General features: G+C 34.6%; 16 protein-coding genes. 10 read left to right on the top strand and 6 right to left on the bottom strand.

The window, feature by feature from the left end:
* Window positions 1–54 precede the first annotated feature (54 nt).
* Entirely contained in the window at window positions 55–1,509 is a 1,455-nt protein-coding gene (gene dnaA / locus AC2A1G_RS13230; RefSeq protein WP_484047386.1) for a chromosomal replication initiator protein DnaA, read from the bottom strand.
* Window positions 1,510–1,645: 136 nt separating this feature from the next.
* Here dnaA and AC2A1G_RS13235 point away from each other — a divergent pair, with 136 nt between their 5' ends.
* Complete coding sequence (locus AC2A1G_RS13235) at window positions 1,646–2,071, top strand: acyl-CoA thioesterase (RefSeq protein WP_484047387.1); 426 nt, start codon at window positions 1,646–1,648, stop codon at window positions 2,069–2,071.
* A gap of 249 nt (window positions 2,072–2,320) precedes the next feature.
* Window positions 2,321–2,758 (top strand): hypothetical protein, encoded by a 438-nt coding sequence (locus AC2A1G_RS13240; protein WP_484047388.1) that lies wholly within the window; start codon window positions 2,321–2,323, stop codon window positions 2,756–2,758.
* Between the two features lie 54 nt (window positions 2,759–2,812).
* Here the strand turns inward: AC2A1G_RS13240 and AC2A1G_RS13245 are convergent, their stop codons facing one another.
* Window positions 2,813–4,090: a replication-associated recombination protein A gene (locus tag AC2A1G_RS13245; RefSeq protein ID WP_484047389.1), complete on the bottom strand. Its 1,278-nt coding sequence runs from the start codon at window positions 4,088–4,090 to the stop codon at window positions 2,813–2,815.
* 148 nt (window positions 4,091–4,238) lie between these two features.
* On the opposite strand from AC2A1G_RS13245, the gene yidD reads away from it, so the two are divergent.
* Together yidD and lgt are read left to right on the top strand one after the other, a co-directional pair.
* Window positions 4,239–4,487: a membrane protein insertion efficiency factor YidD gene (yidD, locus tag AC2A1G_RS13250; RefSeq protein ID WP_484047390.1), complete on the top strand. Its 249-nt coding sequence runs from the start codon at window positions 4,239–4,241 to the stop codon at window positions 4,485–4,487.
* 406 nt (window positions 4,488–4,893) lie between these two features.
* On the top strand, window positions 4,894–5,760 hold the full coding sequence (gene lgt, locus AC2A1G_RS13255) for a prolipoprotein diacylglyceryl transferase (protein ID WP_484047592.1): 867 nt from the start codon (window positions 4,894–4,896) through the stop codon (window positions 5,758–5,760).
* Window positions 5,761–5,808: 48 nt separating this feature from the next.
* Here the strand turns inward: lgt and AC2A1G_RS13260 are convergent, their stop codons facing one another.
* Entirely contained in the window at window positions 5,809–7,323 is a 1,515-nt protein-coding gene (locus AC2A1G_RS13260; RefSeq protein WP_484047391.1) for an NAD(P)H-hydrate dehydratase, read from the bottom strand.
* A 134-nt stretch (window positions 7,324–7,457) separates the two neighbouring features.
* On the opposite strand from AC2A1G_RS13260, the gene mscL reads away from it, so the two are divergent.
* Window positions 7,458–7,847: a large conductance mechanosensitive channel protein MscL gene (gene mscL, locus AC2A1G_RS13265; RefSeq protein WP_484047392.1), complete on the top strand. Its 390-nt coding sequence runs from the start codon at window positions 7,458–7,460 to the stop codon at window positions 7,845–7,847.
* A gap of 57 nt (window positions 7,848–7,904) precedes the next feature.
* Here mscL and AC2A1G_RS13270 read toward each other — a convergent pair whose 3' ends face one another.
* Both AC2A1G_RS13270 and AC2A1G_RS13275 read right to left on the bottom strand, forming a co-directional pair.
* Window positions 7,905–8,864, bottom strand: coding sequence for a D-2-hydroxyacid dehydrogenase (locus AC2A1G_RS13270; RefSeq protein ID WP_484047393.1), 960 nt, complete (start codon window positions 8,862–8,864; stop codon window positions 7,905–7,907).
* A gap of 99 nt (window positions 8,865–8,963) precedes the next feature.
* Complete coding sequence (locus AC2A1G_RS13275; protein WP_484047394.1) at window positions 8,964–9,368, bottom strand: LNS2 domain-containing protein; 405 nt, start codon at window positions 9,366–9,368, stop codon at window positions 8,964–8,966.
* Between the two features lie 238 nt (window positions 9,369–9,606).
* On the opposite strand from AC2A1G_RS13275, the gene idi reads away from it, so the two are divergent.
* The 3 genes from idi (at window position 9,607) to gcvT (ending at window position 11,753) form a co-directional block, all read left to right on the top strand.
* Window positions 9,607–10,116 (top strand): isopentenyl-diphosphate Delta-isomerase, encoded by a 510-nt coding sequence (gene idi / locus AC2A1G_RS13280; RefSeq protein WP_484047395.1) that lies wholly within the window; start codon window positions 9,607–9,609, stop codon window positions 10,114–10,116.
* 12 nt (window positions 10,117–10,128) lie between these two features.
* Window positions 10,129–10,605 (top strand): hypothetical protein, encoded by a 477-nt coding sequence (locus tag AC2A1G_RS13285; RefSeq protein ID WP_484047396.1) that lies wholly within the window; start codon window positions 10,129–10,131, stop codon window positions 10,603–10,605.
* 71 nt (window positions 10,606–10,676) lie between these two features.
* On the top strand, window positions 10,677–11,753 hold the full coding sequence (gene gcvT, locus AC2A1G_RS13290; RefSeq protein ID WP_484047397.1) for a glycine cleavage system aminomethyltransferase GcvT: 1,077 nt from the start codon (window positions 10,677–10,679) through the stop codon (window positions 11,751–11,753).
* A gap of 641 nt (window positions 11,754–12,394) precedes the next feature.
* Here the strand turns inward: gcvT and AC2A1G_RS13295 are convergent.
* Entirely contained in the window at window positions 12,395–12,748 is a 354-nt protein-coding gene (locus tag AC2A1G_RS13295; RefSeq protein WP_056030611.1) for an arsenate reductase family protein, read from the bottom strand.
* A gap of 120 nt (window positions 12,749–12,868) precedes the next feature.
* Here AC2A1G_RS13295 and AC2A1G_RS13300 point away from each other — a divergent pair, with 120 nt between their 5' ends.
* A complete protein-coding gene (locus AC2A1G_RS13300) occupies window positions 12,869–13,336 on the top strand; it encodes an acyl-CoA thioesterase (RefSeq protein ID WP_484047398.1) in 468 nt (155 codons plus the stop codon).
* A 6-nt stretch (window positions 13,337–13,342) separates the two neighbouring features.
* On the top strand, window positions 13,343–14,212 hold the full coding sequence (locus tag AC2A1G_RS13305; protein ID WP_484047399.1) for a sugar phosphate isomerase/epimerase family protein: 870 nt from the start codon (window positions 13,343–13,345) through the stop codon (window positions 14,210–14,212).
* The last annotated feature ends 62 nt before the right edge of the window (window positions 14,213–14,274 follow it).

Below are 14,274 nucleotides of genomic sequence, written 5' to 3' on the forward strand. Positions count from 1 at the left end.
AATGAAGAATAAATCTATCCTTCATTTTTAATATTAATTTAAAAAAATTCTTACTTAATGTTTGATTCTTTCAGTAAGATCTTTCACATATTTTTTTACTTCCTTATCAATTTTCGAAACATCTTTGATTGTTTCGCAGGCGTACATTACCGTTGAGTGATCCTTCCCTCCCATTTCTTCACCGATTTTGGTAAATGTAGAGTTGGTATATTCTTTCGCAAAGTACATTGCCAACTGTCTTGGAAGTGCAATTTCTCTTTTTCTTGTTTTAGATAAAAGCTGCTCTCTTTTAATTCCAAAATAATCACACACAACTTCCTGAATATAAGGAATATTGATGATTTTCTTTTGGTTTGCAGCAATTTTATTGATTGTTTCCTTTAAAAGTTCAAGACTTAAGTCTGATTTATAAATCGTAGAATAAGCTATAACCGAATTGATTACTCCGATAAGTTCTCTTACATTGGTTTTCGCTTCTGCAGCAAGGAAATCAAGCATATCATCTGTTAAAACAATACCGTCACGGCTTAATTTGTCAACGATGATTTTCTTACGGGTATCCAGATCCGGAGATTTGATTTCCGCAGAAAGTCCCCATTTGAAACGGGAAACAATTCTTTCCTGGATATCCATGATATCCACCGGAGCTTTATCTGAAGTCAGGATAATTTGCTTTCCGTTCTGATGTAAATAATCAAAAATATGGAAGAAGCTATCTTGCGTAGCAGATTTCCCGGAAAGGAACTGAATATCATCGATAATCAACACATCTACCATCTGGTAGAAATTGGCAAATTCTGTCTGCTTATGAGCTTTCGCAGCCGAAATAAACTGCTGGATAAATTTTTCTGATGATAAATATAAAACTACTTTATCCGGAAACTGGCTTTTCACTTCAAGACCAACTGCTTGGCCAAGGTGAGTTTTACCTACTCCATAACCTCCATATAAAAACAAAGGGTTGAATGCCGTTGCACCAGGTCTTTTAGCAATAGATTTAGCAACTGTAGATGCAAATTTGTTGCTTTCTCCCTCTACATAATTATCAAAAGAAAAATCAGCTTTCAGATTTGAATCTATATTGACCTTTTTGATGCCCGGAACTACAAATGGATTAACAATATTCCCCGAAAACCCTTGAGGCATAGTCTCCTGCACTTTTGGTGTAGCAACTGTTTTGCCTTTCATATTCATGGTAACAGGTTTTTCCTGACCTGCAGGCTTGTTTTCCATCACAGAATACCAAAGTTTAACGCCTTTGCCAATATTTTTCTTTAGGGCTGCAGAAAGTAGAGACAGGTAGTTATCTTCAATATATTCTTTGTAAAAATCACTCGGTACCATCAAGGTAAGATTGTTGTCAACCAGAGAAACCGGCTGCACTTTATCGAAAAGTAAGTCGAAGGATTTTTCAAGTTTCTTCAGATCAGAATTATCCTCAGCCGCATTGAGATTATCTCTCATAAACTGGAGGCAATTCTGCCATGTCATCATCAAATTTTCTTTCATTTTTATGCCCTGATATTGCGTAGTTAGTCGTTAAAAAAAGGTGGACAGCAAAGGTCACGTATTTTCTTTTTAAAAAAAAATGTTGCAGCTATTGATTATTAAAAAATATATTTGTATGTCTAAAAAAGACCTTATTATGATACATACAACACACTCATTAAGAGTACGTTACGGTGAAACCGACCCTATGAAATATGTCTATTACGGCAACTATGCAGAGTATCTGGAAGTTGCAAGAGTGGAACTCTTCCGAAGCATAGGAATTTCTTATAATGACATCGAAAAAAAAGGAATTTGGCTTCCGGTTTCAGAATATAGTATTAAATATTTAAAACCTGCTTTTTACGATGAAGAATTAACAATTCATACCTATGTTGAAAAACTTCCGGGAGTAAAGATAGAGTTTCGATATGAGATTTTCAATTCTGAAAACGTTAAAATTACAGATGCAAAGACAACTCTTTTCTTTTTGGATGCAGAATCAGGGAAAATCATCAAATGTCCGGATTTTCTAATGTCTTTTATTCAACAGGAATGGAAGCCGATAGATTCAGGGATTTAATAATTTTTAAACTCAGAAAAAGTCTGATTTATTTAAAGTAAAAACTCATTTCTTTAAATAATAAATTACATATAACTATCTGATTAAATACGCATTAATCATCTTTAAGAATATTTTTTGAAACATTAGGCATTAAAGCTGTATTTTTCTCGTCGTCACAAGAATATTAAGAAATATTTATATTTATTATTGATATTAATCAAAATTTATGTACATTTATCACGTAATTAACCGAAATAATTTTTGATTATGAAAAAAATTCTATATTCTTTACTTTTGTTCGCTTCAGTTAGCGTTTTTGCTCAAAAAAATCCTGCTACAAAATTTGCTATTGCGAATGGAAATGTAGGAACTGTTGCCATGTTTGATGCTAACAAACAATATGTACAAAGTATTAATATGTTTAAAAATGCTGCAGCATTGCCTCAGGATTTGAAAAAGTTCAGTTTTCTTGCTGAAAATGGATTGGCTTCTGTGAAATTTAAGAAAGATTACGGAACACTTGATTTTATCAGCATTGCAGAGCTTAATAAGCAAAATGGTTTAGCTCCGGAAACTCCTGCTGTAATTGATGGATACGAATTTACTGATACAAAAATCAATATTTTCGCCAATTTGATGGAGAATGCAGAGGTTAAAGATTATGATGGTAGAAAAACGCTCGTTATTACCAGCCCAAAGAAATAGTAAATTGCCATATTAGATATTTTTAGGAAGGACATTCATTTTGAATGTCCTTTTTCAATATTTATCATTCCATTTTTTCTTAAGTTCATCGTAGATTTTCTTTTCCGTGGCATTGTTTCCGGGCTCGTAGAATTTAACATCCTTAATTTCTTCCGGTAAAAAATCCTGATTTACAAAATTACCGTCAAACGAATGGGCATATTTATATTCTTTGCCGTAATCTAAATCTTTCATCAATTTCGTAGGAGCATTTCTAAGATGCAACGGCACAGGAAGATTTCCCGTTTTCTTCACAAAAGCCAACGCTTCGTTGATGGCCATATACGCAGAATTACTTTTTGGAGAAACCGCAAGATAAATTGCTGTTTCACTCAATAAAATTCTCGCCTCAGGATTTCCAATCACATTGATTGCCTGAAAACAGTTATTTGCAATGACCAAAGCATTAGGGTTTGCCAAACCAATATCTTCAGAAGCTAAAATCAGCATTCTTCTGGCAATGAATTTTATGTCCTCCCCTCCCGCAATCATTCTCGCCAGCCAATAAACAGCACCATTCGGATCACTTCCCCGCATAGATTTGATAAAAGCCGAAATAATATCATAATGTTGCTCACCATTTTTATCGTAAAGCGCCATCGTTTCCTGCAAAACAGACATTACGTCATCGTTGGAAATCTCTCTGTTTGTGGAATTTTTAAATTGATTTAAAACCAATTCCACAGAATTAATCAGCTTTCTTCCATCACCACCGGAATATTGTATGAATGCTTCTTTCTCTTTAATTATAAAGTCAGAATTTTCATCTTTATTGAATCTTGCTGTTGCAATATCAATCAACTCTTCCAGTTTATCATAGCTTAAAGCTTTCAATATATAAACCTGACTTCTGGACAACAATGCTGAAACCACCTCAAAACTTGGATTTTCAGTAGTTGCACCAATCAAAACTATCCAACCTTTCTCAACCGCATGAAGCAATGAGTCTTGTTGAGATTTATTAAATCGGTGTATTTCATCAATAAAAAGGATTGGCGACTTGCCGGAAAAAAGATTTTGCTTTTTGGCATCTTCAATTACATCCCGCACATCTTTCACCCCTGAAGAAACTGCAGAAAGTTTAAAAAATTTTCTGCCAGATTTTTCTGAAATGATTTCCGCCAAAGTCGTTTTCCCTGTCCCCGGTGGTCCCCACAGAATTAGTGAATTCAGCGTGTCGTTTTCCAGCATTTTTCTGATGGTGCCTTTCTCTCCGGTAAGGTGCTCCTGTCCCAAAACTTCATCTAAGGTTTTTGGTCTTAATCTTTCTGCTAAAGGAGTATTATGATTCAAGATTTCTGTATTTGAATTGAAAATATTTTGTGAAAGTAAACAGAATCGACAAACGTATAAATTTATCCGACGAATCACCTGTTTACTGCCCGAAACTTGAAACAAATTTAAACTAAATTTAAATTTTTTACCCTACTTTTGCAATGTTTTGAAACTTTCATTCAATAAAATTATAACATTCCCTTTGGTAATTCTCATCAGATTTTACCAATGGTTTATCTCGCCATTACTTCCCAAAAACTGCCGTTACGAGCCTACCTGTTCTCATTATATGGTAGAATCGCTTCAGGTTCATGGGATTTTTAAAGGATTTTGGCTAGGAGTAAAAAGAATTTCAAAATGTCATCCGTGGGGAGGCAGCGGTTATGATCCTGTTCCACCAAAATGCAATCACTAATGCTAAAAACATTTTTATAATGAATACTATATTCTTTAGAGTTTATCTTCTAATTTTCGCATTTTTCGTTCAGAATATTTTTGCTCAGAATTATCCCGGTGGAGTTTCTGATGCTAATTTAGTCGTGAACAGTCAGCCTGTTCCCGTAAAAGTTTTCACCACCACGGATGCTAAAACTTTTGCTGATTTTGCAGGGAAAAATGTGACAAACAGTTTAATAATTGTCAACAAAGCCAATCTCGAAGGAAAAAACGGCTGGGGAGAATTTTACGACAATTCTTTTATGATTCTTCAGAAAAATGGGTATCAGTTTTTAAATAAAGATTTTAAGCCAGCACAAAATAAAGCTGATTTCAAATACATTTTAAAGTCATCAAAACCTCTCACAGAAGCAGATCAGGTTTCTCTGGAAACAGAATATAAAATTTGGGATCCTTCAGTGGGAATCAAAATTGGCTCTTTTACACTCCATTACTACAGTTTAATGTTTGTTTTTGCTTTTGGTTTCGGATATATTTTAATGAAAAAAATATTCGACATCGATCATGTGAATATAAAATATCTTGATCCGCTTTTTACATGGACTTTACTTGGAACCATCCTGGGAGCGAGATTAGGACACGTTATTTTCTATGAGCCTGAACTTTTTAAAGAAGATTTTCTGAGCGTTTTTCTACCAATCAAAACAAAACCTGAACTTGAATTCACCGGTTTTTCAGGTTTGGCAAGTCATGGAGCGACAATCATGTTGATTTTTACAACACTTTACTATTCATTTAAAATCATTAAGAAAAATCCGTTTTGGGTGTATGACAGATTGGGAATTGTGGTTTCGTTAGGTGGTGCTTTTGTGAGAGTTGGAAATTTTTTCAATTCAGAAATCATCGGAAAGCAGGTTGATCCAAGCTCTCCTTTAGCGATTTTATTCCCACAAATGAGCGACGAATACGGTCTTACAGTGCCTAGATATCCTGGTCAACTGCTTGAAGCAACTGGTTATGTTTTGCTTTTTGTTCTGCTTTGGATTTTGTACAGAAAAACCAACAAAAAATATCAGCAAGGTTGGTTGTTTGGTCTATTTTTCATCATACTTTGGGCTATCAGATTCTTTGTAGAATTCCTGAAAGAACCGCAGGGAGACGAATATTTATCATTCGGTGGATTAAATACGGGTCAAATTTTGTCAATTCCGTTTATTATCGCCGGAGTTGTCATTATGATTTATTCTAAAAAAATGAAAATTACGGAGGCTGAAAATGCAAAACCAGATTAAGTATTAGCTGTTAGCTCTTAGGTTTTGCTTAAAAAATATCACAGAAAGTCACAATTTTATTGTGGCTTTTTTGTTTAATTCGATAAAGACATTTCCGATTTCATCGATCACATCAGTGGGTTGCATTGCTTCTTTTGAATACTTTTCTGCGGCAAAATCTGCAGCTTTCCCATGAAGCCAGACACCTAGAATTGATGCTTCCTTTGAAGAATATTTCTGAGCTAAAAGTGAAGTTAAAATTCCTGTGAGAATATCGCCGCTTCCTCCTTTTGCCAAACCGGAATTCCCTGTAATATTATAATAAACTTTTCCATCAGGAGATACAATCTGCGTGTGATGATCTTTTAAAACAATAAAAATTTCCAATTCTTTTGCTTTTCTTTTGGCTAAATTTAATCTCTCAAACGAATTTTCAGTTTTACCAAAAAGTCTTTCAAATTCTTTCGGATGTGGCGTGATGATTGAATTTTCAGGAATTGATTTTAAGTGCTTTTTATCTTTAGAAATAATATTTAAGGTGTCAGCATCTAAAACCAAAGGCTTTTGATGATTTATAAGAAATTCAATCAAAACTTTTTCGGTCTGAATTTCTGTTCCTAAACCAGGCCCAATTCCGTAAACAGCATTTTCTTGTTTTTCAATTTGATGAACATTTCTTTCTCCTCCATCGATAAACATGGCTTCAGGGCAATTGGTTTGAAGAATTTCATAACCACAATTCGGAGCCACAACAAATGTTAAACCCGAACCTGTTCTCAGCGCAGATCTTGTAGCCAGAACTGCAGCTCCAATCTTACCATAACTTCCGCCGACAATAATCGATTTGCCGTGAGTTCCTTTATGAGCAAAATCTTCTCTTGGTTTAAATATTTTTAAAATTAAATCATCATCAATCACAAAATCATCAGTTTCTGTTTGTTCAATAAATTCATCACTTAAATTTATATCTAAAACAATTACTTTTCCGGCAAATTTTCCAGTTTCGGGATGGAGAAAAGTCTTTTTCCTGAATTGAAAAGTCAAAGTGAAATCTGCTTTAAAAACAATGGCATTTTCATCATTTAATTTATCTGCAAATAATCCTGAAGGGATATCAATTGAGATTTTAGGATTGCTTTTAAAATTTAAATTTTCAACTACATTTTTATAAATTCCTTCCAGACTTCTTGACAAACCTGTTCCAAAAAGCGCATCAATCAAAACATTTTTTTCAAAATTAAATTTTTCTACATCATCAAAATCATGAACCGCAATTCCTGAAATATCTTTCAGTCTCTTAAAATTAACCAAAGCATCATCAGAAAACTTAGAATTAGATTGATCAATAAAAACATCTACATCAAAACCTTTCAGATACAACATTCTTGCGATGGCAAAACCATCGCCACCGTTATTGCCGTTACCACAAAAAATTGCAAAACGGGTGTGATTTTTGCAGTTTAAATAAAGCCAATCCGCACAACTTTGAGCTGCTCTTTCCATTAAATTTACAGACGAAATAGGCTCATTTGCCATCGTAAATAAATCTGCTGATTTTATATTTTGTGCTGTGAAAATTTTCATTAGAGTAAGGTTTTAATAAATTTAACCATAATTATTTAAAATTATTTATTATCTAAAGCAAAAAAACACCCAAAATTTCTAATATTATTATATTTAAATGATACTTTTGTGTAAAACATTTAAAAATATAAATTATGGGATTTATTAAAGATTTTAAAGATTTTGCCTTTAAAGGTAATGTAGTTGACTTGGCAGTCGGTGTAATTATCGGTGCAGCTTTTAGTGCAATTGTAAAATCATTTGTGGATGATATTATCACGCCATTACTTCTAAACCCCGCTTTAGAAAAAGCAAACGTAAAAAACATTGCAGAACTTTCCTGGAACGGTGTCAAGTATGGTAATTTCCTTTCTTCGGTTATCAGTTTCTTAATTGTAGCATTTGTTTTATTTATGCTTATTAAAGGAATTGCAAGTTTAAGTAAAAAAGAAGATGCTCCAATTGAAGCTCCTGCAGGACCTACTGAAGATCAGAAGTTATTAATGGAAATCAGAGATTTACTGAAAACGAAAAACAATATATAACAGAAACGCCGCAAAAATTTGCGGCGTTTCTGTTTATGATTCAAAAATTCAAAGTAATTATTGAATTTGTAAAATACTTGTAATCTGCTCTGCCAAAGAAAGCCCGATTCTGTCCTGAGCTTCCAGTGTTGAAGCGCCGGTATGAGGCGTAACAGAGATTTTAGAATGCGTAATAATTTCCCTTGAAGGTGTTGGCTCGTTTATGAAAACATCCAAACCGGCAAATCTTACTTTCCCTGAATCTAAAGCTTCAATCAAAGCAGTTTCATCAATCACACCACCTCTTGAGCAATTCACAATAGCAACACCGTCTTTCATCATTTCAAACTCAGATTTACCAATCATATAACCGTTTTTCTGAGCCGGAACATGAAGTGTGATAAAATCTGAATGCTTCAAAACTTCCTGCAAAGGTTCAGTTTCAATATCAACATTAATGAATTGATTGTTGTAGAATGTCACTTTAATACTTGCTTTTCCAATCATGTTATCGGCAGCAATTACTCTCATCCCAAGACCTAAAGCAATTTTTGCCACTTCCTGACCGATTCTTCCCATCCCAACAATTCCGATGGTTTTTCCTTTTAATTCGATACCTGCAGCATAAGCTTTTTTCAAAGAAGCAAACTCAGTATCTCCTACCAAAGGCATTTTTCTGTTGGAATCCTGTAAAAATCTTGCTCCTGAGAACAAGTGGGCAAAAACCAATTCTGCAACTGATTCTGAAGAAGCAGAAGGCGTGTTAATCACGTGAATTCCTTTCTCTCTTGCATAATCTACATCGATGTTATCCATTCCTACTCCACCTCTTCCGATGATTTCCAGTGACGGGCAATTATCAATAATATCTTTTCTTACCTGTGTGGCACTTCTTACCAAAACTGTACGAATTTTGTGCTCGTTGATGTAATCTAAAAGAAATTCCTGAGGAACTTTTGTGGTAATTACTTCAAAGCCCTTTTCGGTTAACGCATCAATTCCGGACTGGTCTAAACCGTCGTTTGCTAAAACTTTCATAACTTACTTAATAATCTATTTAAAATGTAAAAAGATTTAAAAATTAAAAGAATTTCCGGCTTTTCGCCTTTCGTTTAATCTTTAAATCTTCTCTTTGATTTAATCTTCTTTAAAAACTTCGATGGTCACTTGCTTCTCCACCAAATCGGTAAATTTACCTTTGTATCTTGTAGCTCTTACCAAATGATTATCGATCCAGTGATAATTTCCACCTCTTGGTTTTCCGCATAAAACACTGTGGTATTTGAATCCGTGTTTGTCTAACCAATCGATGGTAATTTGCTTCAAATTTTCTGTTCTTGACGTGAAGAAACAAATCTGATGTCCTTCATCGTACCACTTATTCACTGTTTCCAGTGCATCAGGAAAAGGCTCGCAGGTAACCATTCTTTCAGGTTCTTCGTTCGGAACATCTTCAGTAATTGTTCCGTCGATATCAATTAAATAATTCTTAACTCCATCTTTCAGAATCGGACTGATATGCTCAATATAATCTAGTTCCATCGTTCAAATTTTTAAAGTGCAAAGTTAAGCATTAATGATGAAACAGATATATTAATCTTAGTTGATGTTAAAATTTTAACAATAATAATATTTTAAATAAGTGATACACCTCAATTCATTGCATTTTCAATAAAATTAGTGCTGAATTTTTATTTAAATAAAAGCCAATATTTCATAAATATTAAAAATTTTAAACAAATATTTTACGAAATCACGATTAAAACTTAAATTTGTAGGAATGGAAGAATTGGTAGTTTTAGTAAATCCCGAAGATCAAGTTTTAGGTTTAATGGAAAAACAGCAGGCTCATATCAATGGTTTGCTGCACCGTGCTTTTTCGGTTTTTTTATTTAACGAAAACGGCGAAATGCTTTTACAGAAAAGGGCTTCAGAGAAATACCATTCTCCCAATCAATGGACGAACGCTGTCTGTTCGCACCCAAGAATTGACGAAACATACCTTGAAGGTGCCAACCGCCGATTGAATGAAGAGCTGGGAATTGAAACTCAACTTTCAGAAAAATTTCATTTTATCTATAAAGCAGACGTCGGAAACGGGCTTTGGGAGCATGAACTCGACCATGTTTTTATCGGAAACTACAACTCAGAATTTAATTTAAATAAAAATGAGGTGGAAGAAGTTCGTTACATTTCATTAAAAGATTTAGACAAAGAAATTTCTGCACATCCCGAACAGTTCACCGAATGGTTTAAAATCATTCTTGAAGAATACAAACATCATTTTTAAAAACACGCAACGATGAAAAAAACTTTTATAATTACTGCATTTTTGTTCAGCATTTTTTCGTTTTCACAAAAACTGGGAACAGAACTTTACGAAAGCGAAAATTATTCAATCAAAATGCCCGATTTGTGGAAGGCAACGAATGATGAAGGGATTGTCAATATTTTCCCGACCAATCAGATTGGTGCAATTACCATTTCAGAATACCACGATTTAAATTTGCCTAAAGAGGAAGTAAAGAAATTTATTTTAGCTTTATACAATTCTGCAGACGACGAGAAAAAAGTAAAAAATACAGGCAGTAAAAAAGGATACTCAGAATATCAGTATGATTATTTTGATGAAAAAGAAAATCTTTTCTGGGTTACGAAAGTATATCAGAAAAACAAAGATTTGTTTTTGGTAAGCATCAACTGCCAGCAAAAACACTGGAACGGAAATTACAAAATGCTTTTCAGCGAAGCCTTTGAAAGTTTTAAAATTAAAAAATAAAGTCAAAATCTTTTCAGACTTTGCTTTAAAACTATTACAATTAGAACAGAAAATAAATATAAAAATTAAACATGAAAAAAACAGCACTGTACGACAAGCACGTTTCTCTGGGAGCGAAAATAGTACCTTTTGCAGGATTTGAAATGCCTGTACAATATTCCGGAGTAACGGAAGAACATTTTGCAGTAAGAGAAAAAGCGGGTCTGTTTGACGTTTCTCACATGGGACAGTTTTTCATTGAAGGTGCGGGTGCAAAAGACCTTTTGCAGTTTGTGACAACAAACAATGTAGACGTTTTAGAAAACGGAAAAGCTCAATATTCGTGTCTTCCGAACGAAGACGGTGGAATTGTAGACGACTTAATCGTCTATAAAATGGCTGACGAAAAATATTTTGTGGTTGTAAATGCTTCAAACATCGATAAAGACTGGGATCACATCTCAAAATACAATACTTTCGGAGCGAAAATGACCAATGCTTCAGACGAAATGTCTCTGTTGGCAGTTCAGGGTCCGAAAGCGACCGAAATTCTTCAGAAAATCACAGAAACCAACCTTTCAGAAATTCCTTACTATCATTTTACAGTAGGTTCTGTTGCCGGAGTGAGCGATGTCATCATTTCAAACACAGGCTACACAGGAAGCGGTGGTTTTGAGATTTATTTCAACAATCATAATGCTGAGCAACTTTGGGATGCTATCATCGAAGCCGGTGCCGAAGAAGGAATTATTCCTTGCGGATTGGCTGCCAGAGACACTTTAAGACTTGAAAAAGGTTTCTGCTTGTACGGAATGGATATCGACGATACCACTTCTCCAATAGAAGCCGGTTTAGGATGGATCACAAAATTCGACAAAGATTTTGTTTCTAAAGATACTTTCGCAAAGCAGAAAGAAGAAGGCGTAACAAGAAAATTAGTTGGCTTCGAATTGACAGACAAAGGAGTTCCAAGACACGACTATCCTGTTGTAGATGCAGAAGGAAACGTGATCGGAAAAGTAACGTCAGGAACGCAGTCGCCAATGAAGAAAATCGGTTTGGGGATCGCTTACGTAAACAAGCCTCACTTCAAACTGGGAACTGAAATTTTCATTCAGGTAAGAAACAAAAACATTCCTGCAAAAGTGGTAAAAATGCCATTTGTATAATCAGGAAAAACATATTTTACAGAAAACCGCCTTGTCAGAAATGATGAGGCGGTTGTTTTTTAGGAGCTTAATCCGGCTATACGCTGTATCTTTTTTGCGGTGGTCTCCTCTTCGTTCCGTCCACCACAAAAAAGGATGCCGCTTCTATCCGGGCTAGGAGATAATTCCGCTTTTTAACAATGATTTGTAGATTTTCAAAAGATACCTTTTTCTAATTTCCGCAAAAACCTAACGGGTTTTGAAAACCCGTTAGGTTTGAACGTATTGCAGTTTATTTCCCGCAAACTGTTTGAGACTTCCTGCAATTGCATTTTGTTTCCCACAACCTGTTTGAGACTTCCTGCAATCGCATTTTGTTTCCCGCAAACTGTTTGAGACATCCGGAGACCTCTGTTTGTTTCCCACAACTTGTTTGAGACTTCCGGAGATCGTCTTTTGTTTCAGGCAAACTGTTTGGAACAAAAGACAAGATACAGATAAGAAATACCTGTCGAAAAACCTAACGGGTTTTGAAAACCCGTTAGGTTTGGAAATCTATACAAATGATATTTTTAAAAATTCGGGAATTCTTCACACAAAAAAACCTCATAGGTTTTGAAAACCTGTGAGGTTTGGTTATATCAAAAAATCTTTTATATAGATTAATCTGCTCTGAAATAATCTTTCACACTTTGTACAGTCGCTTTTTCGCTGCCTACAAAAATTTCTTTATCTGTAAGGAAAACCGGACGTTTCAAAAAGGTATAATGATCCAGAAGTAATTCTTTATAATCATCTTCAGTCAAAGTCTTTAAATCTATTTCTCTGAGTTTGATCTGAGTAGATTTTTTGCTGAACAAAGCTTCGTAAGATTTTGTATGCTCATACATCGCCTCGATTTCTTCCTTTGTGATGGGCTCTTTTTTGATTTCTCTAAGTTCCCATTCTTTAAGATTAAACTGTCCTATAATTTTTCTGCAAGTGTCACATGTATTAAGATAAAATACTTTTTTCATTGAGAGTTTTACATTTTCTAATGGTTAAATGAAAACCCCTTCAGTTTTCAATCTGCAAAAATAGGATTTAATATGCCGTTTTAAGAATTATTAAATACCTTTAGTAAAAATTTATGATAAATGGAGAATAAACCAGTGACTTTTCAGTTTATTTCTGAACCATCAGACGTCAATTATGGCGGAAATGTACACGGAGGAAGTGTAATGAAGTGGATCGATCAGGCCGGATACGCCTGCGCAACAACATGGAGCGGAAATTATTCTGTAACCGTCTACGTCGGCGGAATCCGTTTTTATGAACCTATTAAGATTGGTGAAATTGTAAAGGTCGAGGCTCAGGTCATTTATACCGGTTCGTCAAGCATGCATATTTCAATCAATGTTTTTTCAAGAAATTTAAAGCAACCCACCTTCGACAAGAAAACCCACTGCATCATTGTGTTTGTGGCCGTTGACGAAAACGGAAAAAAACTTCCCGTTCCACGATGGATTCCCGAAACAGAAGAGGAAAAGCAACAGGAAAAATACGCAAAACGCCTGATGGAGCTGAGAACGCAGATTGAAGATGAGATGAAACCTTTCCTTTAAAACAGTATGAACCGCAAAGATTTTTTAGCATTATCATCATTGGGGTTTCTTGGAATTTCATGTGGAATTTCCAAACCAAATCCTGTGGCAAAGGCTTTGGTTATTCAGCTGTACACTGTTCGTCATTCGATTTCAAAAAATTTAGAAGAAACATTTGAGCGGCTTGCAAAACTGGGATTTACCGAGTTTGAAATTTATGGTTACAATGGAACTTTCTTCGGAAAAACTGCGAAAGAATTCAGTCACATCTTAAAAAGTAGTGGTTTAAAAGTAATCAGTTCGCACCACCGCACCGGAATGACCGATAATGAAAACGGAACCTTGCTTAAAAAATGGGAACAGACTTTAGATGATTTGAATTTTATAGGAGCGAAATATGCCGTGTGCTCCTATCTTCCCGAAGCCGAAAGAAATCTGGAATCATACCGCAAACTCCCTGAAGTATTAGAAAATGCAGGGAAAATTTCAAAACAAAACGGAATTCAACTCGCCTATCACAATCACGATTTTGAATTTCTGAAAATGGATGAGAAGCGAAATTTCTATGATTTCATTCTGGAAAACACATCTTCAGATCTTGTCAAAATGGAATTAGATTTATATTGGATTTCAAAAGCCGGTCTCGATCCTTTGGTTTATTTTGAAAAGTATCCTAAACGTTTTCCATTATGGCATGTGAAAGACATGAAAGCCGGAACAAAAGATTTTGCAGAAGTCGGCAGTGGAACAATTGACTTTGAAAGAATTTTTAAATATAAAGAAAAAGCAGGACTGGAACATTGGTTTGTAGAGCAGGATTCGAGTGATAAAGATATTTTTGAGAGTATTGAGATGAGCAAAAAGTATATTGAAGAAAATAAGTTTTTCTGTAAATAAATGACACTATTAAACAAAACAAAACCCTTTCAGTTGCCTGAAAGGGTTTTCTAATATTATAA

The organism is Chryseobacterium sp. HNCC26DJ240, assembly GCF_057180485.1.

Bases quoted from the DNA above. Each gene is read 5' to 3' on its own strand.
- dnaA (WP_484047386.1), bottom strand. From the start codon at position 1,509: ATGAAAGAAAATTTGATGATGACATGGCAGAATTGCCTCCAGTTTATG.
- AC2A1G_RS13235 (WP_484047387.1), top strand. From the start codon at position 1,646: ATGATACATACAACACACTCATTAAGAGTACGTTACGGTGAAACCGAC.
- AC2A1G_RS13240 (WP_484047388.1), top strand. From the start codon at position 2,321: ATGAAAAAAATTCTATATTCTTTACTTTTGTTCGCTTCAGTTAGCGTT.
- AC2A1G_RS13260 (WP_484047391.1), bottom strand. From the start codon at position 7,323: ATGAAAATTTTCACAGCACAAAATATAAAATCAGCAGATTTATTTACG.
- mscL (WP_484047392.1), top strand. From the start codon at position 7,458: ATGGGATTTATTAAAGATTTTAAAGATTTTGCCTTTAAAGGTAATGTA.
- AC2A1G_RS13270 (WP_484047393.1), bottom strand. From the start codon at position 8,864: ATGAAAGTTTTAGCAAACGACGGTTTAGACCAGTCCGGAATTGATGCG.
- AC2A1G_RS13275 (WP_484047394.1), bottom strand. From the start codon at position 9,368: ATGGAACTAGATTATATTGAGCATATCAGTCCGATTCTGAAAGATGGA.
- idi (WP_484047395.1), top strand. From the start codon at position 9,607: ATGGAAGAATTGGTAGTTTTAGTAAATCCCGAAGATCAAGTTTTAGGT.
- AC2A1G_RS13285 (WP_484047396.1), top strand. From the start codon at position 10,129: ATGAAAAAAACTTTTATAATTACTGCATTTTTGTTCAGCATTTTTTCG.
- gcvT (WP_484047397.1), top strand. From the start codon at position 10,677: ATGAAAAAAACAGCACTGTACGACAAGCACGTTTCTCTGGGAGCGAAA.
- AC2A1G_RS13295 (WP_056030611.1), bottom strand. From the start codon at position 12,748: ATGAAAAAAGTATTTTATCTTAATACATGTGACACTTGCAGAAAAATT.
- AC2A1G_RS13300 (WP_484047398.1), top strand. From the start codon at position 12,869: ATGGAGAATAAACCAGTGACTTTTCAGTTTATTTCTGAACCATCAGAC.
- AC2A1G_RS13305 (WP_484047399.1), top strand. From the start codon at position 13,343: ATGAACCGCAAAGATTTTTTAGCATTATCATCATTGGGGTTTCTTGGA.